This is a genomic window from Sphingobacterium haloxyli (genome assembly GCF_002980525.1).
In the GTDB taxonomy this organism is placed as follows: domain Bacteria; phylum Bacteroidota; class Bacteroidia; order Sphingobacteriales; family Sphingobacteriaceae; genus Sphingobacterium; species Sphingobacterium haloxyli.
On record NZ_PVBQ01000007.1, the window covers coordinates 21,109 to 38,417 of the forward strand.

The window sequence follows — 17,309 nt, forward strand, 5'->3', positions numbered from 1 at the left end:
CGTGTAACGAACTCGTCTGTACAATAGCGAATGAACACGTATAGACAGATCAATTATGCTAGTGAAAAATAACGTAAAAAAAGAGTGGGAGAATAATGTAGGATATAAAATAAAAAAAATAGGCAAGCTACTCCTATCGCACCGCTCAACCTAATACCCTTGCTTTGTTCCCAACCTGGGGGAGTCAAAGGGAGCTGGTCGTAGGAGACTTGCCTGCGACAAAAGTAGCAAAAAAATAGTTCTCTGGAAAACTTTTTATTTGACTTTGTTTAGACCCTTGATTGTCAGTTAAAAATAATGGCTTTCCCCTAGCGCTTTAGCATATCCTGTAAATTTTCCCCGGTAGGGAGAGCAATATATTGTTCATTTCCATTTCTAGAAGTATTATCGCCAATTTGCTCGTAGGCCAACCCAGATGAAGTGCAATTTCATCCACGGAAGCCTGTTGTCTTTCTCGCAAGAAATCATACACCCGTTGTTCATTTTTGCTAAGATTATTTGTTAATAATGGTAGTTGCACTCCTTCTTGTTTAGGTTTTGGTTGTTCCCAACCCATGAGGTAGATCAGATCATCCGCATGCCGAATGAGGTGTGCACGGTGTGTTTTAATCAAATAATTACAGCCTGCAGAATATTCTTGGTCTACACCTCCTGGAAAAGCACACACATCCCGGTTATAGCTGTTTGCAATTTCTGCGGTAATTAGCGCCCCGCCTTTTTTTGCAGCTTCCACAACGATCGTCACGTCAGCCAGCCCGGCGATGATACGGTTTCTTGCCGGAAAGTTGTTGCGGTCGGGGATCGTTTCGGAAGGATATTCCGTAAGTAGGCCACCATTTTCCAACATGCGGGACGCAATATCCCGGTGGGCAGATGGATATATCCGATCAAGCCCATGCCCCAGTACGCCAATGGTGGGAATGTGATGCTTGATCGCTAAGCGATGTGCTTGTACATCTATCCCATAAGCTAAACCGCTAATAATCTGCATATCATATCCCTGTAGTGTTGAAATCAGTTCTTCGCAAATACGCTTTCCATAAGCTGTTGCATTCCTGGTGCCCACAATACTAACGCATAAAGAGGGGTTTAAATCCACCGTTCCTTTATAATAAATTAGGAGTGGGGCATCTTCACACTGCTTCAAACGGCGCGGATAGTTTGCGTCCTCAGCCCAAAGTATTTCTACATTGTGCTTTTCGACAAAAGCCAGTTCTCGTTCTGCGTCGTGCATATAGTTCTTCGAGAGAATTGATTCCACTGTTGTGTTTCCGATACCCGGAATAGAAAGTAATTGCTTTTTGCTGGCATCGAAGATATTGTCGATCGAACCACAGCAAGCTAGCAAGGTGCGCGCCGTTTTGGGGCCTACGCCCTTAATCTTTGTAAGTGCTATTTTTTTGAGCATGGTCATAATTCAGAGACCTAAAGATAAAAAATTTATATAAAAGTTCTAACTTTGATTAAAAAAATAGAATACAATGGAATTACAAGGCGCTCAAGAACCATTTGATATAGAGATCGGCGACATCGTATATGCTGTTTTTCCGGAAGAAAAGGACGTTTACCTTATTTTTAAGGAGGGAAAAGAATATGTTAAGATTATAAAAGATACCGACACCTCCTGGTTAAAACTACATCCAGAAACTGAATTACCCATGTTCGGGATGGATGAGGAAGTGAACCTTATTGGACAGCAGATTTCGGAGACCAGCGGTGGGTGATTAGCTAGAGATAAGCGTCACATTGGTACATACACCACGTATTTTGTGTCAAAAAAATCTTCGCTGAAGTAGGATGATAGGGGATGTAGTTCCGCTTTGAGCCGCGATTCTTTAATTTCATCCCGAAGATCGCCTCCTTTGAGGTATATAATGCCATTTGGAACACCATTTTGATCTTGTTTTTCAAATTTATTACGAACCCAAGAAGCAAATTCACCTAAACGAGTTACAGCGCGCGATACCACAAAATCGTATTTATAATCCAATTGCTCTGCACGAATATGGTCAGCCTCTACGTTTTCTAAGCCGAGCGCCTGGGCCACTTCACGTACCACTTTAATTTTCTTCCCGATAGAATCGACTAAGTGGAACTGTACCTCCGGAAAAAGGATGGCTAAAGGTATGCCTGGAAATCCACCTCCTGTTCCAACATCCAGTATTCTCGTGCCGGATGTAAACTCCGTCATGAATTTGGCGATACCGAGTGAATGTAATACATGACGCAAATAAAGGCCATCGATGTCTTTTCTGGAAACGACGTTAATCTGATCATTCCAGAATGGATATACCTCAGCCAGTTGGGCAAATTGTTGTTTTTGCTTTTCCGTTAAGTTTGGAAAGTACTTGTAGACGATATCGACAGTTGGGTTCATGTTAGTCATCACCATGATGTTTGTTTTTTGCCGCGGTTAAACAGGCCATTAATACAAATATAAAAATAATACAAAACGTCAAGCAGCGGAAGCCAAATAAGCAAGTCCCGAACGACCAGTTTAGTATAAATACGGTTAAAAATTACAAGTTGGCTGAAAAGCCGTACACCATAGATACCCAACGGAATGTACCATAGGTTAGGATATAGCACGAAGCATACGGTCAGCATCAAATAAAACAATACGGCCGACAACAACTGTGTCGCAAGCATGCGTTTGTGCTTGCTTCTGTATAGCGTGGAAGCGCCAGCGTGACGCGCTTTCTGTTTATAATAACTTTTCCACGTTGTTTTAGGAACAGATAATACATGCGCATCCGCGTGTATAACGATATTAACGTTTGAGTTCGTTGCATTGTGGTTTACAAACAGATCGTCATCACCCGATTTGATATGCATATGCTTATTAAAGCCCTTGCCTTTGTAAAAAAGAGATTTTGTGTACGCCAAGTTACGACCTACGCCCATATACGCATTTCCCTTTAACGCGTACGACAAATAGCTCATCGCCGTATGAGTTGTCTCAAATCGAATTAACTTATTCAAAAACCCATTCTGTTTGAAATAAGGGGAGTAGCCCAAGACAATTTCTTTTTCAGATGAGAAAGCGCTGGCCATTTCCGCGAGCCAAAAAGAACTCGCGGGTTCGCAGTCGGCATCCGTGAAAACAAGGTGCTCATGTTTCGCCGCCTTAATGCCCATGGTGAGCGCAAATTTTTTGGTGTGTTTCAGACGGATATGTTCTTTGATTTCTACAATCTTTAATCGCTCAGGATATTTGGACGAGAATTCTTTGAGTATCCATTTCGTTTCGTCATCCGAACAATCATCGACCAACACCACTTCAAATAAGGGGTAATCTTGTTCTAAGATTGGCGGAAGAAATGATTTTAAGTTTTCTTCCTCATTGTGCGCACATATAATAACACTTACCGGAGGTTGAAGAGAAACCTCCCGAAATGATTTTGTCGAATAAAAGGCTAATTTTCCGTATACAAAACAGATATAATAGAGTTGGACAAGCAGCAAAATGCCCAACACCCCTACCGGTGCATACGGAAGATAAGATAAAAAATGTTCCAATATCGTCATATAAAACAGCAAAGATACAGTGTTCCGCCAAGATAACCGGGAGAAAAAGTTAAGTTTTATTAAGATTTTGGTACGCACTCGTTTCCTCGCAATTTTTATTTTACTTTTGCATTGATTTTGCTCAAAAGGGCACGAGGGATATTATTTATGAGATTTACGCTTCAGGCAGAGGATATAGCATCTAAGGCACGTGCCGGTGTATTGGAGACCGCACACGGAAATATTCAAACACCTATTTTTATGCCTGTTGGAACGGCAGGAACAGTCAAGGCCGTTCATCAGCATGAACTGGTACAGGATATCCAGGCACAGATTATCTTGGGCAATACCTACCACTTATATCTTCGTCCTGGTCTGGATGTTTTGCATAAAGCAGGCGGTCTTCATAAGTTTAACCATTGGAATGGACCTATATTGACGGATTCCGGCGGGTACCAAGTGTATTCACTAACTGAGGTACGTAAGATTCGAGAAGAAGGTGTTACTTTTCGTTCACATATCGACGGCTCGAAGCACCTTTTTACACCAGAAAATGTGATGGATACGCAACGTGTCATCGGGGCTGACATCATCATGGCGTTTGACGAATGTACACCCTATCCTTGCGAATATAGTTATGCTCGAAAATCGTTGGACATGACCCATCGCTGGCTAAAACGTTGTATCGATCAGTTTGACAGTACCGAACCGTTGTATGGCTATGAACAGACGCTCTTCCCCATCGTTCAGGGATCGGTATATAAAGATTTACGAGAAAAATCAGCAGAAGTGATAGCGTCTTTCAATCGGGATGGTAATGCTATCGGCGGGCTTTCTGTCGGCGAACCTGCAGAGGAAATGTATGCCATGACAGAAGTCGTGACCAACATCCTGCCACAGGACAAACCCCGCTACCTCATGGGGGTCGGTACACCGATTAATATTCTCGAAAATATAGCATTAGGTATCGATATGTTCGATTGCGTCATGCCGACACGGAATGCACGCAACGGTATGCTGTTCACACAGAATGGCATTATCAATATCAAAAATGAAAAATGGAAAGACGACTTTTCGCCCATTGAAGCAGAAAGCGACTTGTTGGTCGACCAAGTACATACGAAAGCTTATCTTCGTCATTTAATTAGGTCGCAAGAGATTTTAGGTGCGCAGATCGCATCGCTGCATAACCTTCATTTCTACTTATGGCTGGTAAAACAAGCCAGGGAGAAAATTATCGAGGGTACATTTTACGACTGGAAAGAAAAGATGGTAAAAATTCTAGGGCAAAGATTGTAGATCATGAACATCATTGACCGCTATATCATAAAAAAATACCTGAGTACATTCGTGTTCACGGTCGGTATTTTTATTGTCGTGATTGTCGTTTTTGATGTTTCAGAGAAACTAGATGATTTCTTAAAGTATAAAGCCCCCATGTCTAAGGTATTCTTGGAATACTATGCCCTGGGCAGCATCCCTTTTTTTCTCAATATGCTGACACCGCTCATCAATTTCATCGCCGTGATCTTCTTCACCTCCAAGATGGCAGATCAAACGGAAGTTGTGCCTATTTTGAGCGGAGGAATGAGCTTTAATCGTTTCTTGCGACCCTATATGATCGCGGCGAGTATTATCTTTTTATTTACCCTTGTATCGAATATCTGGATTATTCCCTATACCAATAAGATCAAAGTAAATTTCGAAAACGTCTATGTGAAGCCGCATAAGATTAGTACATCCACGATGTCTACGCATATGCAGATTGACTCCAATACGTATGTGTACATCGACAATTTTGATACGAAACGAAATATAGGTTATAATTTCTCCATGGAGAAATTTGATGGTGACCAACTAACGGAAAAGCTGATGGCACAAAGTATCACATGGGATTCGGTAGCTACAAAATGGAAAATCAAAGACTATACCGTACGGACTATTGACGGCTTGCGTGAAACAATGGAGAAGGGTATAGACCGTGATACCACGTTAGATATGTTGCCCAGGGACTTCGAAACCTACGACAACGTATTTACCGCCATGGATACCGAAGAGCTGAACCAACGCATTGCCAAGGAAGAAACCCGCGGAACGGGCATGATGACCGATTTGTTGTTAGAGAAATATAAGCGCTATATCGGGCCTTTTTCAGCGTTTATCTTAACGCTAATGGGCGTGTCGCTTTCATCCAAAAAGGTGCGTGGTGGCATTGGTTTGAGCCTGGGAATCGGTATAGCCTTGAGCTTTACGTTCCTTGTTCTGGTACAGTTCTCAACGATGTTTTCTTTAAAAGGCGGACTGCCACCCTTAGTCGCTATCCTGATTCCGAATGTAATGTTTTTAGTACTGGCACTCTGGCTGAAATATAAAGCACCGAAGTAGTGAAACCATCATGATTTATTCAAACCACTTAGGGGGATGAATAAATCTGATAGCTTCATCACCATCAAAAAGCAAGTTATATACAGATGAAAAATAAAAATGTCCTAATCCTGCATCTTACCGTGCTAATTTGGGGATTCACCGGCGTATTGGGAGGCTTGCTATCTATATCGGCAGTTCATTTAGTGTGGTATCGGGTCCTGATCGCCGCGCTTTCCCTTTTTATTTATTTTATCTTTATGGGTAAATCCATACATGTCGCTAAGGGGAAGCTGATCCAGTTTTTAATGGTAGGAGGTATTGTGGGCGTGCATTGGGTATTGTTTTTTCATTCGATCAAGATTTCCACCGTTTCTGTTACCTTGGTAACGTTATCATCACTGACACTATTCACGTCTATCTTAGAGCCAATCATCAATAAAAGAAAAATATCCAAAGCTGATGTGGGCATAGGCCTGATTATGATACTGGGTATTTACCTTATCTTTAAGTTCGAGTTTCAGTACGTGTGGGGAATAGTGTTTGGGCTTGGAGCGGCTCTGTGCGCCAGTATTTTTTCTATTCTCAATGCCCGGCTGGTGAAGGAGACCAGTCCAACCGTGATAACGTTTTATGAAATGTTGGGCGCGTTTTTCTGGGTATCCGTGATCATGTTGTGTACGGGTGATTTCAATGAAAAAATGTGGTTACAAGATGCTGATTGGGCCTATATTTTGTTATTGGGGATTGTGTGTACGGCGCTAGCTTACGTACTCGGCGTTGCGGTGATGAAGGAACTAAGTGCTTTTACCGTTGCGCTAACAACCAATATGGAACCCATATACGGTATCATTCTGGCAATACTCATTTTTGGACAGCAGGAAACCATGAGTTTGGGTTTTTACACAGGAGCGGTCATTATTTTGGGTGCCGTGTTCTTATATCCTTATGTGAAAGTCAAAATAGAGAATAGAGAAAAAAGATTAATTAATCGCAAGTTGCATTAAAAAAAGCCGGGTGTCGCCCGGCTTTTCTCTTTTGTATATGTAAAACTTAAGCGTATGAAACCGTTTGATCTTTACATTCCAATTCAGAATATCCCATTAGGAATTCATCGACTTTTCTAGCGCATTCACGGCCTTCAGAAATCGCCCAGACCACGAGGGACTGACCCCGACGCATATCACCTGCTACAAACACCTTGTCAGCAGACGCTTTATATTCGCCTTCGCTTGCCTCCACGTTGCCTCGTCCATCAAGCTTTACACCAAGTTGCTGCAATAAACCTTCGTGTTGCGGATGAAGGAATCCCATGGCCAATGTGACCAATTCGCATGGGATTTCGCGTTCGGATCCTTCTACTTCCTTGAATTTCGTGGGTCTGCCGAATGTATCCGTTTCCCATTCCAAATCGACAACTAGCGCTGCGCGAACATGGCCTTTATCATCACCCAAAAATGCTTTTGTGCTAACACTCCAATACCGTTGACAGCCTTCCTCATGTGAGGTGGTTGTCTTTAACAGCATGGGATAAGTGGGCCAAGGCATAGCAGAAGTACGCTCCTGCGGCGGTTGCGGCATCAACTCGAATTGCGTCACACTTTTAGCTCCGTGGCGATTGGATGTTCCCACACAGTCGGATCCTGTATCACCACCACCTATAACCAATACGTTCTTATCCGTCGCTAAGATTTCTTCAACATCGATAGGAGAGTTGCCTACGCGTTTGTTCTGTTGTTTTAGGAACTCCATCGCGTAATGAACACCTTTCAGCTCACGGCCCGGGATAGGCAGGTTACGCGGGATAGTTGAACCTCCGGCCAATACAATCGCATCGTAATCCTGTAATTCACTGCTGGGGACGTTGACGCCCACTTCTGCATTTGTCTTAAATACCACGCCCGATTGCTCCATGAGGTCAATACGACGGTCGATGACCGACTTGTCTAATTTAAAATCAGGGATGCCATAACGAAGCAAGCCACCTACTTTATCATCACGCTCATATACAACGACGTCATGCCCAGCTTTGTTCAACTGCGCAGCAGCAGCCAGACCAGCAGGGCCAGAACCTACTACGGCTACGCGTTTACCGGTTTTGATATAGCTTTTATTGGGTTGTACGTAGTTTTTCTTGAAAGCAATTTCAATAATGTGCTTCTCGATCTCTTCGATAGCAACCGGCGGTTTGTTGATGCCAAGCACACAAGCTGCTTCGCAGGGTGCCGGACAAATTCTCCCCGTAAACTCGGGAAAGTTGTTGGTTGATACCAATATATTGTACGCTTCTTCCCAACGACCATCATATACGGCATCGTTGAACTCGGGAATAACATTCCCTAGTGGACATCCCGAATGGCAAAAAGGAATGCCGCAATCCATACAACGTGCTGCTTGATGATTGAGTTGGTCATCCGTGTAGCTATGTACAAATTCCTGATAATTTTGTTTTCTGCTCTCCACAGATTCTTTCTGCGGAAGCGCTCTCTCAAATTCTAAAAATCCTGTTGGTTTTCCCATGACTACTATTTCCTCCGCTATATTAAGCTACCACTAATTTTTTTCGTAACACATTCTTGTATTCCCGTGGAAATACTTTGATAAACTTGCTCTTTTCACTTGCCCAGTTTTGCAAGATGAAATTGGCCCGCTCGCTATTGGTCAGATGTATATGGCGCTTCAGCAAAGCGATGATTTCGTTTTCATCTTCTGTGTCTAGCGGGTCAAGATCGACCATCTCCTGGTTGCAATTTTCGCGGAAGTTGCCTGCTATATCGTAAATCCAGGCGATACCACCACTCATTCCGGCAGCGAAGTTACGCCCTGTTTCGCCTAGAATTAACGCACGGCCTCCGGTCATATATTCACAACCATGGTCACCTATACCTTCGACAACCGCTGTAGCTCCGGAATTTCTTACCGCAAAACGTTCACCCGCCATACCGTTGATAAAAAGGTAGCCAGATGTTGCGCCGTATAGGGCGACGTTGCCAATAATAATATTTTCGTGTGCCACCAACGGGCTATCATCGGTTGGGTAAATAGCAAGCTGTGCTCCCGAAAGTCCTTTCCCGACATAATCGTTCGCTTCACCTTCCAGTTCAAAAGAGAGCCCCTTCACCGCAAAGGCACCGAACGATTGGCCAGCAGAGCCCTCAAACTTGAAGTTGATCGTGTTGTCTGGAAGGCCATCCGCACCATGTGCTTTTGATACTTCGTTTGATAACAATGTACCTATCGTACGGTCTGTATTTTTAACCTTAAACGTACCAAATACAGGTGTCTTTGTCTCGATGGCAGATTTCGCTTGGTTGAGTAAGCCCCAGTCTAAAATCATACTCATACCGTGATCCTGCTCCTGTGTATTGTATAAGCTTTCAGATGGCTCATTTCGAGCAACGTGCAATATTTGTGAGAAATCTATCTTCGCCGCTTTCCAGTGGTCGATATTTTCACGTTTCTTCAAGAACTGCGCGCGGCCTACCATCTCGTTTATAGTACGGAAACCAAGCTGCGCCATTGTCTCCCGTATTTCTTCTGCAAGGAAGCGGAATAAGTTGACGATGTCTTCTGGTTTTCCGGAGAATAACTTCCGTAATTCGGGATCTTGTGTAGCGACGCCGACAGGACAGGTGTTCAGATGACATTTGCGCATCATAATACAACCACCCGCAATTAAGGCTGCTGTAGCCACACCCCATTCTTCCGCACCCAATAAGGTGGCGATAACAATGTCGCGTCCGGTTTTCATCTGTCCATCAGCCTGTAAAACCACACGGCTACGCAGTTTGTTCTGTACAAGCGTTTGATGTGCTTCCGCCAGCCCCAATTCCCATGGTAATCCCGCGTGTTTAACAGAACTCAACGGCGATGCACCCGTACCGCCATCAAATCCGGCGATTAGGATTACATCAGCATGTGCTTTTGCCACCCCCGCAGCTATCGTACCTACGCCAGCCTTTGAAACCAGTTTCACATTGATCCTCGCGTGTCGATTTGCATTTTTCAAATCGAAAATCAATTGGGCAAGATCTTCAATAGAGTAAATATCATGATGCGGTGGAGGGGAGATCAATCCCACACCTGGGGTTGCATGGCGTAAACGGGCAATAAACTCATCTACCTTATGTCCCGGCAACTGACCACCTTCACCTGGTTTTGCACCTTGTGCCATCTTGATCTGAATTTCGTCTGCTTCCGTCAGGTAGTGTGAGGTTACACCAAAACGTGCAGATGCTACCTGTTTAATGGCCGAGCGCATCGAATCACCATTAGGCAATCGGTTAAAACGAACGGCATCCTCACCACCCTCACCTGTATTGCTTTTCGCGCCAATACGGTTCATGGCAATGGCAAGCGTACTATGCGCTTCCGTGGAAATGGAACCCATGGACATGGCTCCTGTGGCAAAACGTTTCATGATGTTTTCCGCAGGTTCCACCTCTTCCAATGGAACCGGTGTTCTGTGTTTCGCAAAATCAAGCAAGCCACGCAACGTATACATCCGTTCTTTTTGGTTGTTGATTAAAGCTGCGTACTTCTTGTAAGACTCGAAATCACCTGTACGACATGCTTTTTGTAAAAGATGCACCGTTTCAGGATTCCACAGGTGACGTTCTCCACGACGCTTCCACTGATAAATACCACCTTCTGGCAATAGTTTCTGTTCTACACGTGTTTGTCCGAAAGCCCTCCAATGTTTGGACAGGGCTTCTGTTGCAATATCGTCTAAAGTTAATCCGCCGATCCGGGAAACTGAACCACAGAAATAGGTGTCTACCACCGATTTTTCTATACCCAACACCTCAAATATTTGGGCGCCATGGTAAGATTGCAAGGTGGAGATGCCCATTTTCGAGAATATCTTTAATAGGCCGGCACAGATGGCTTTTACATAATTTTTCCGCAGTTCTTCCCAAGTCAGTTCTGTTTCGATCTGACCTAATTCTTTCATGGTACGGATCGAGGCCAAAGCCATATAAGGATTGACTGCCGTTGCCCCAAATGCTAATAGACAGGCAAAATGGTGTACTTCCCAAACATCGCCCGCTTCTACTACTAGCCCGACAGCACCTCTGTTGCCTGTTTTGATAAGATGGTGATGCACCGCAGATACCGCCAAGATGGATGGAATCGCACAATGCTGCGAGTCAATAGCACGGTCGGAAAGAATGATGACTTCAAAACCGTCACGAACCGCGTCGTCGGCGTATCGACATAACCTTTCCAGACCGGCTTCCAAAGAGCCTGATTTGCCATCAGCCTTGAAATAAGTCTGCAATGTTTTCGCTTGGAATATACCGGTATCGATCGAACGAAGTTTCTCTAACTCACTCGAGGTCAAAATTGGATGTTCCAATTTAACGCTGTGGCAGAATTTTTTGTCTTCTACTAAAATATTGCCCGCATTGCCGATGAACGTCGCTAAGCTCATCACCAAACGCTCCCGGATTGGATCAATAGGCGGATTGGTAACCTGTGCAAAGAACTGCTTGAAATAGCTGGACAGATGTTGTGGTTGGTCTGATAGAATCGCCAACGGGACATCTGTTCCCATGGAACCGATCGGCTCATAACCAGTCACGGCCATCGGCGTGACGATGTTCTCCAAGTCTTCACGAGAATAACCGAAGGCTTGCTGGTACTTGAATACAGATTCTTTTTTGAGATAAGTATAAGTAACACGTGGTTTTTCTAGCTCCTCCATCCGGATTTTGTAATTATCTAGCCATTCCCCATAAGGTTGCTGACGGATGAGTTCGCCTTTGACTTCCTCGTCGGAACGAATACAACCTTTTTCCATATCCACGACGAAAATTTTTCCGGGCTGCTGGCGACCCTTTTTAATAATGAGGTTCTCCGGCACGGGTAGTGCACCAGCTTCTGAAGCCACGACGACGCGGTCATCAGATGTAACGGCAAAGCGTAGTGGTCTCAACCCGTTTCGGTCCAATGTTGCACCAATGGTGTTGCCATCGGTGAAACACAATGCCGCAGGACCATCCCATGGCTCCATTAATGTCGCATGGTATTCGTAGAAGGCTCTTTTGAGAGGATCCATTTGGGTATTGCCATCCCAAGCCTCCGGTACGAGCATCAACATGACATGCGGCAAACTTCTTCCGCTATGTAAAAGTAATTCTACGACGTTATCTAAACAAGCAGAATCCGATTGTCCGCGATCTACTACCGGAAGCAGTATTTGCATCTCTTCTTCCGTAAAATAAGGAGAAGAAAGTGCTCTCGCGCCAGCATAAAACCAGTTTAAGTTTCCGGTCAAGGTGTTGATTTCACCGTTGTGTGCAATATTGCGGAACGGCTGCGCCAACGACCACGAAGGAAAAGTGTTCGTCGAAAAACGCGAATGAACCAATCCGAACGCTGATACGACACGTGGGTCTTTCAGATCTTCGAAGTACGTGCCGACTTGATAGGTAGTCAATTGTCCTTTATATATAATCGTTTTGCAAGACAGTGAAGCGATATATAAAGGTAATGGATATGCTTGATGTTCTTTTATTTTTTGAATGATGAGACGTCTGAGAACGAAAAGCTTCCGCTCGAAATCTTCCGTGGTAGAGACGCCGTCTGGACGGGAAACAAAAAACTGGACAATCTCAGGTTCTGCGCTCAATGCCGTTGGGCCTATGCCCTCCCGGCTGACCGGAACGTCACGGAAGCCTAAAAACTTCATACCCCGTGCTTCCGTTGCCTCGATAATGGTGTTGCGGCAAAGTTCGTTTAATGCTTCCTCTTTCGGAAGAAAGACCATGCCTGTTCCATAATAACCAGGCTCTTCCAATTGGATGCCGAGCTTAATACACTCCTCCCACAAAAATTCATGGGGCAGCTGAATCATAATCCCTGCTCCGTCACCACTTTCCGGGTCACAGCCACATGCCCCCCGGTGTTCCATGTTTTCCAACATCGTCAACGCATCCTCTACTTGTTGATGCGATTTTTTTCCTTTGATATGGGCAACGAAGCCAACACCACACGCATCATGTTCAAAGTCAGGATTATACAGCCCTTGTTCCGGTAATCTTTCGTTTGTCATTTCTCTCCTCAAAATATTAGGTTGCTAATATACGAATAAAAAATGTTTTTTATTATAATTTCTTTAAAAAAAATGATTCGACGTTGATGTATTTGTAATTAACGGAGGTTTTATTGCGGAAATTGTATTTGTTATTTGGAATCTTTCTAGGGTTGGTTAGGAGGCAACGGAAAGTGCTTATTGACGTATTGCTGTATCCGCAACGCTCGCTGGTAAACTTCTTCGGATTCATGTTGTACGCGCGTGTATTGCTCAGAAACCTCTTCACCATATTCGAAATATTCCCGTTGCAGTCTACGTATCTCGGCAATTACATCAAAAAACTCCTGCTGATCCCGGTCCAGCGAGACGATATCTACCGAAACGTCATCATAATGGCGGAAAATCTGCTGTATCAGTTTGTCGCCTTCGTCGTCCTGCTCGTCAAACCAGTCCTCGTTTTCATAGATATAGTCTGCCCAATCGTTGAGCCACCGTAGTTCAGCTATAATCTGTTGATGCAGCGTTCGGAGATCTTCGTTATGGCTGTCTACCGCCGTGTAGAAATCGACGATATCAATCGAGAACCGTTCGCCCATATCGGGGAGTTCCACGTTTTCTTCCAGCTTAAAGGCCGCTTCCAGAAAAACGAGCTGCTGCTTCACCCAAGACAGTCGGTATTCGAGTTCGGTTGTGTTCATATCAATCTCCGTAAGCGTATTTTTATGCTGTAAGAGGTTTTGTTTGGTTTTCCAGGACTTGTCGTGCATGCGGTAATAGGCTTCCAACGCCTTTACCTCGAAATCCAATGCTTTCTTTTTGGGGTCAAACTGGAGGATGATAGGGCGCAGGGGGTGTTCTTTTACAATCTCTTTCATATCGGTCAATGTAAAGGCATCTGTCTAGGGATGCAAACGTTTTTACAATATACGTTTTTTGCGAAAATGGCCGCCGTTATCTCTTTCTCGTGATGAGGATCAGAGATAACGGCGCCTTTCTTTTTGTTTATGATGCTTCTGCATATTGTTTTCTTACTTCTATGTTGTAGAAGTTCATTTAATTATCTCAAAAAAATCTTGTTCCGAAGAACGGTTTTAGACGACGTAGCTTGCTACGAGGTTACTGTAGTTAGGCTCGGGGCTGATGCCTACATAGGTGGCACGGAATTCATACTCCTGAAACATCTCCAAGCCTTCCAATACGCAGGTGGATTTACTGCTGAATTGCGTAATCCATTCGGTTTCACCTTTTTTACGGAACTGGAATTGATACATACGGGCACCTTTCCAGCGGTCAACTTTCATTTTGATGCGCCGCGACCCGACTTGTTGCGGTTCGGCTCGTAAGTGTGTCGCCTTCGGGACCGGTCCAGCATAGGATTGCGCTTCTTTAGGTAGGGAAAAGCCCGAGGCCAGAACCACGTTGGCGTCTTTATTGGCTATCGTGTCTACATACTTGGCGAGCTCGCTGAGCAGGTATTCCAGTTGCTTTTTCTTGTCTTTCCTGATCCGGATTGCCCGTGCATCCCGATAAGCTGCTTCCGTAGCCGACAGGCGAAAGTCTATGAGTGCTGCTTCAACGACATCCAGGCCCGGTACCGGCTCTGGAAAGATCGTTGCCGCCGCTCTCATGTTTGTAATAATCTGCTCTACATACTGCATTAGATTGTCATCCTTCAATCTTTGCGATAATGTTGTGGGTTTACTCATTGTTTTACTTTTTTGAATTTTAACATATTATTATTTAATTCTTGTTGCAACGATACAAACATAGAACATTGGTTTGGCGCTGATATGGTAAAATCCTGCCAAAAACAGAGGGATCCTAAAAAACTTTTGGCAGGATTTTACCATATGAAAGTCGCAGTTTTATTTGATTTCTGCTCCTAAAAACAGCTTCTAAATGGTGCTAAGGAGTGATTTTTTAAAAATAAAAGTTGAAATATGACAAATAAAAAACGCGTTACAATGGAAAAAAAGAATGCTACAATGGAAGAAAATATTACTCTTTTTTTGCAAAAGCACGATACAAACTCTTTTTAAATCGATACTACGGAATTGGTTATCGCTCCTTTTGCTCTTAATAAGGCTATAATGTGATAATATATCAATCATATCTTGCGTCTTATGAATAGGATACATATTTGTAGGGATACTTTATCATATTGTATGAATACTATACAAAATGAGAGTCGTATTAAGCAAAAAAATAGGGATGCGACGGGAAATAATAGTGATACTGCGCAAAAATCATCTCATCCTTTTTCGTGTAATACACATATAATACGGTAGTATATCGTTAAGTTTTTTGAATGTAGCCCAGCTAAATAAAAAATGTAGGCTATAATAGGCTGAACGATCGATAAGTTTTTGTGTTGTTCAACGCTTTTTCTTCTTTTTTTGTTTTTGATGCAACTCCCGTTCTTTGGAAGGAGAATGTCCGAAGCTTTGTACGAATTGCTTGTAGAAATAGTGCGCTGTTGAGAAGTTTAGCTGGAAAGCGATGCCGTCTACAGACATGTCAGTTTCCCGCAGCATTTCACGTCCTTTATGTAAACGTATTGTCTGTATGGCTTTGTGAACGGTGGTGTGTTTACCCTGGAAGGCCCGATATAGTGTGCGCGAACTGACATTGATACGTTCAGCAATGGTGTCAATGTTGATATCCTGGTCCATATAGTGTTCGACGATATAGTCGATGGCTTCATGGTAGATCACGATATCTTCCTTGTGAAGCGAACGATCTTTGTCGTTCAAGTCCTGGTGATATACGTCTATCAGCTGACAGAAATGGTAATGCATGTTGTGGTGCAGAGAATAGGATGTGTCCTTACACTGTTGGATTTTGTCAAAGATTTGCTTGATGCGGTAGCCGATATGTATACTGGAAAAATAGGGTTGATCTGCTGTTTTAGGTTTTGCAAGCCGTGGCCACTCCGATGCAAGGGCGGCCGTATTATTCATATTTATGCCCAGCAGTACCATCGAGGTTCTTCCGGTCTTCACCTTTATTTTGTGTGCTTCGCTTAAACTATAAAAGCCTCGGTATTCATTGTCGGACAAAGCGGTATGTAACTTGGAATCTCGTTCAGAACGTCCCATGAACTGAAAGTGCAGCCAGAAGCATGCTGGGGAAAGCAAATCCAGGTTCCAGTCCGTCTCGAATGTTCCCTTAGCCTCAATGACCTGGAGGCCTTGTAGTTGTTTGGACGCGATATACTGCTTTCCGTTCCAAACGCTAATATCATCTTTTGTCAGAAAATTCAAATGTAGATTGGGCAGCTTCTTCTCGGTTGCTATGCCAGGTTTAAGGAGGGAGATGCGGAAGATGTCATGCGGGATATACGTCATGCGGCTTAAAGTGGGTTGTCTTTACGATGGAAGGGGTGTACGGTTATTTTTGCGGAAGACTGTAGGGCTGCAAGTGTATTTCCTGGAGAAGGCCCGGCAAAAGTAATTGGCGGTTTGAAAACTTGATCTACTTGCTATGATATGAATGGGGAGGGCTGTCTCCATCAATAAAGAGCATGCATGTGTTAATCTCAAGTTTTCAACATATTTATGGATATTAATTTGATGTTGGTTTTTGAAGGCACGCTGTAGCGTCCGTTCGGACATGTGAAACCTAGCACATAGGTTAGATTTATTAGCAATGTCGGATGTCAGAAAGTTCGCTTTTAGGTATTCTGTTATAAATGGTATTTTTTCAGTATTGGAAAGTAGGTGAAAATAATCCTTGTATTGCAATGTATCATGGTAGCCACTTAGTAACTGTCTTATCTGGTCATCCATTTCCTTTTCAAAACTGGTACGGCCGTTAGGGGAAAGTTGCCAAAGATGCATTAGATTGCGACCTGTATCTTTATCGATGTAACGTTTATCCATAAATAGGAAAGATTCATTGTATGTGCTGTGTTTCTCGATACCATGGATAAAATAGGGAAATTGGTTTTTCTGTTTTCGTATCCAATCTAAGCGCGGGGTGATGCAGGCGATAATGTGCGTGTCGGCATCGAAATGAGCTAGGCAGTCAGCTTCGCTGTTGATGCTGGCATAGTAGCTGCCCGCCCATGCGCTGTATAGCAGGTTTTCGTACGGTGTTGTGAACGTGACCTCGCCTTGCAACATATACGTTTGAAATAAAGCTTGATCGAGGATACGGAAGGGCAGCGTAAGTTTGTGTTCCAACCGCAGTTCAAACAACTCCATATAGTACAGGTAACTACTATAATGCTGATAGATAAGTGTCCCTTCGGGATAGGGTAGGATTTCGGTTTTAGCGTAAGGGATATTATAGCGCGGTCGCATAACGGCACCTGTAAAATTCGTCTTGTTAGCGTCTACTCCTTTGGTTAGTAGAATCTGGCTTTTCATAATTTGTCACCTTGTTTCCTTTAAAGATA

Annotated in this window: 13 protein-coding genes and 1 other RNA gene; 4 read left to right on the forward strand and 10 right to left on the reverse strand. The window is 43.7% G+C overall.

Annotation, left to right across the window (positions count from 1 at the left end; translation table 11 throughout):
- Window positions 1-117: 117 nt before the first annotated feature.
- Together ffs and dprA are read right to left on the reverse strand one after the other, a co-directional pair.
- Window positions 118-215: signal recognition particle sRNA small type (gene ffs / locus C5745_RS10420), an RNA gene on the reverse strand.
- A gap of 101 nt (window positions 216-316) precedes the next feature.
- Window positions 317-1,414, reverse strand: a complete 1,098-nt coding sequence (dprA, locus tag C5745_RS10425; RefSeq protein WP_105716951.1) for a DNA-processing protein DprA — start codon at window positions 1,412-1,414, stop codon at window positions 317-319.
- Between the two features lie 67 nt (window positions 1,415-1,481).
- Here dprA and C5745_RS10430 point away from each other — a divergent pair, with 67 nt between their 5' ends.
- Complete coding sequence (locus tag C5745_RS10430; protein ID WP_105716952.1) at window positions 1,482-1,724, forward strand: hypothetical protein; 243 nt, start codon at window positions 1,482-1,484, stop codon at window positions 1,722-1,724.
- A gap of 17 nt (window positions 1,725-1,741) precedes the next feature.
- On the opposite strand, the gene rsmG is transcribed toward C5745_RS10430, so the two are convergent.
- The gene (gene rsmG / locus C5745_RS10435) at window positions 1,742-2,377 is read right to left on the reverse strand and encodes a 16S rRNA (guanine(527)-N(7))-methyltransferase RsmG (RefSeq protein WP_105717118.1); all 636 of its coding nucleotides are present in this window, start codon (window positions 2,375-2,377) and stop codon (window positions 1,742-1,744) included.
- A gap of 8 nt (window positions 2,378-2,385) precedes the next feature.
- The gene (locus tag C5745_RS10440; RefSeq protein ID WP_105716953.1) at window positions 2,386-3,528 is read right to left on the reverse strand and encodes a glycosyltransferase; all 1,143 of its coding nucleotides are present in this window, start codon (window positions 3,526-3,528) and stop codon (window positions 2,386-2,388) included.
- A gap of 147 nt (window positions 3,529-3,675) precedes the next feature.
- Here C5745_RS10440 and tgt point away from each other — a divergent pair, with 147 nt between their 5' ends.
- The 3 genes from tgt (at window position 3,676) to C5745_RS10455 (ending at window position 6,878) form a co-directional block, all read left to right on the forward strand.
- Window positions 3,676-4,806: a tRNA guanosine(34) transglycosylase Tgt gene (tgt, locus tag C5745_RS10445; protein ID WP_105716954.1), complete on the forward strand. Its 1,131-nt coding sequence runs from the start codon at window positions 3,676-3,678 to the stop codon at window positions 4,804-4,806.
- Between the two features lie 3 nt (window positions 4,807-4,809).
- On the forward strand, window positions 4,810-5,892 hold the full coding sequence (locus C5745_RS10450) for an LptF/LptG family permease (RefSeq protein ID WP_105716955.1): 1,083 nt from the start codon (window positions 4,810-4,812) through the stop codon (window positions 5,890-5,892).
- Between the two features lie 86 nt (window positions 5,893-5,978).
- Complete coding sequence (locus C5745_RS10455) at window positions 5,979-6,878, forward strand: DMT family transporter (protein WP_105716956.1); 900 nt, start codon at window positions 5,979-5,981, stop codon at window positions 6,876-6,878.
- 46 nt (window positions 6,879-6,924) lie between these two features.
- Here C5745_RS10455 and C5745_RS10460 read toward each other — a convergent pair whose 3' ends face one another.
- The 6 genes from C5745_RS10460 to C5745_RS10485 all read right to left on the reverse strand — a co-directional run bounded on the left by C5745_RS10460 (window position 6,925) and on the right by C5745_RS10485 (window position 17,280).
- Window positions 6,925-8,391 (reverse strand): glutamate synthase subunit beta, encoded by a 1,467-nt coding sequence (locus tag C5745_RS10460; protein WP_105716957.1) that lies wholly within the window; start codon window positions 8,389-8,391, stop codon window positions 6,925-6,927.
- A 22-nt stretch (window positions 8,392-8,413) separates the two neighbouring features.
- A complete protein-coding gene (gene gltB / locus C5745_RS10465) occupies window positions 8,414-12,928 on the reverse strand; it encodes a glutamate synthase large subunit (RefSeq protein WP_105716958.1) in 4,515 nt (1,504 codons plus the stop codon).
- A gap of 146 nt (window positions 12,929-13,074) precedes the next feature.
- Window positions 13,075-13,785: a hypothetical protein gene (locus C5745_RS10470; RefSeq protein ID WP_105716959.1), complete on the reverse strand. Its 711-nt coding sequence runs from the start codon at window positions 13,783-13,785 to the stop codon at window positions 13,075-13,077.
- A 216-nt stretch (window positions 13,786-14,001) separates the two neighbouring features.
- Window positions 14,002-14,616, reverse strand: coding sequence for a hypothetical protein (locus tag C5745_RS10475; protein ID WP_133166337.1), 615 nt, complete (start codon window positions 14,614-14,616; stop codon window positions 14,002-14,004).
- A gap of 669 nt (window positions 14,617-15,285) precedes the next feature.
- The gene (locus tag C5745_RS10480) at window positions 15,286-16,257 is read right to left on the reverse strand and encodes a helix-turn-helix domain-containing protein (protein WP_105716961.1); all 972 of its coding nucleotides are present in this window, start codon (window positions 16,255-16,257) and stop codon (window positions 15,286-15,288) included.
- 21 nt (window positions 16,258-16,278) lie between these two features.
- Window positions 16,279-17,280 carry a helix-turn-helix domain-containing protein gene (locus tag C5745_RS10485; protein ID WP_105716962.1) on the reverse strand — a complete coding sequence of 334 codons (1,002 nt, stop codon included), beginning with the start codon at window positions 17,278-17,280 and terminating at the stop codon, window positions 16,279-16,281.
- Between the last annotated feature and the right edge of the window lie 29 nt (window positions 17,281-17,309).

What these genes read in the sequence shown, in the direction of transcription:
- dprA (WP_105716951.1), bottom strand. Translation starts at nt 1,414, where the DNA reads ATGACCATGCTCAAAAAAATAGCACTTACAAAGATTAAGGGCGTAGGC.
- C5745_RS10430 (WP_105716952.1), top strand. Translation starts at nt 1,482, where the DNA reads ATGGAATTACAAGGCGCTCAAGAACCATTTGATATAGAGATCGGCGAC.
- rsmG (WP_105717118.1), bottom strand. Translation starts at nt 2,377, where the DNA reads ATGAACCCAACTGTCGATATCGTCTACAAGTACTTTCCAAACTTAACG.
- C5745_RS10440 (WP_105716953.1), bottom strand. Translation starts at nt 3,528, where the DNA reads ATGACGATATTGGAACATTTTTTATCTTATCTTCCGTATGCACCGGTA.
- tgt (WP_105716954.1), top strand. Translation starts at nt 3,676, where the DNA reads ATGAGATTTACGCTTCAGGCAGAGGATATAGCATCTAAGGCACGTGCC.
- C5745_RS10450 (WP_105716955.1), top strand. Translation starts at nt 4,810, where the DNA reads ATGAACATCATTGACCGCTATATCATAAAAAAATACCTGAGTACATTC.
- C5745_RS10455 (WP_105716956.1), top strand. Translation starts at nt 5,979, where the DNA reads ATGAAAAATAAAAATGTCCTAATCCTGCATCTTACCGTGCTAATTTGG.
- C5745_RS10460 (WP_105716957.1), bottom strand. Translation starts at nt 8,391, where the DNA reads ATGGGAAAACCAACAGGATTTTTAGAATTTGAGAGAGCGCTTCCGCAG.
- gltB (WP_105716958.1), bottom strand. Translation starts at nt 12,928, where the DNA reads ATGACAAACGAAAGATTACCGGAACAAGGGCTGTATAATCCTGACTTT.
- C5745_RS10470 (WP_105716959.1), bottom strand. Translation starts at nt 13,785, where the DNA reads ATGAAAGAGATTGTAAAAGAACACCCCCTGCGCCCTATCATCCTCCAG.
- C5745_RS10475 (WP_133166337.1), bottom strand. Translation starts at nt 14,616, where the DNA reads ATGAGTAAACCCACAACATTATCGCAAAGATTGAAGGATGACAATCTA.
- C5745_RS10480 (WP_105716961.1), bottom strand. Translation starts at nt 16,257, where the DNA reads ATGACGTATATCCCGCATGACATCTTCCGCATCTCCCTCCTTAAACCT.
- C5745_RS10485 (WP_105716962.1), bottom strand. Translation starts at nt 17,280, where the DNA reads ATGAAAAGCCAGATTCTACTAACCAAAGGAGTAGACGCTAACAAGACG.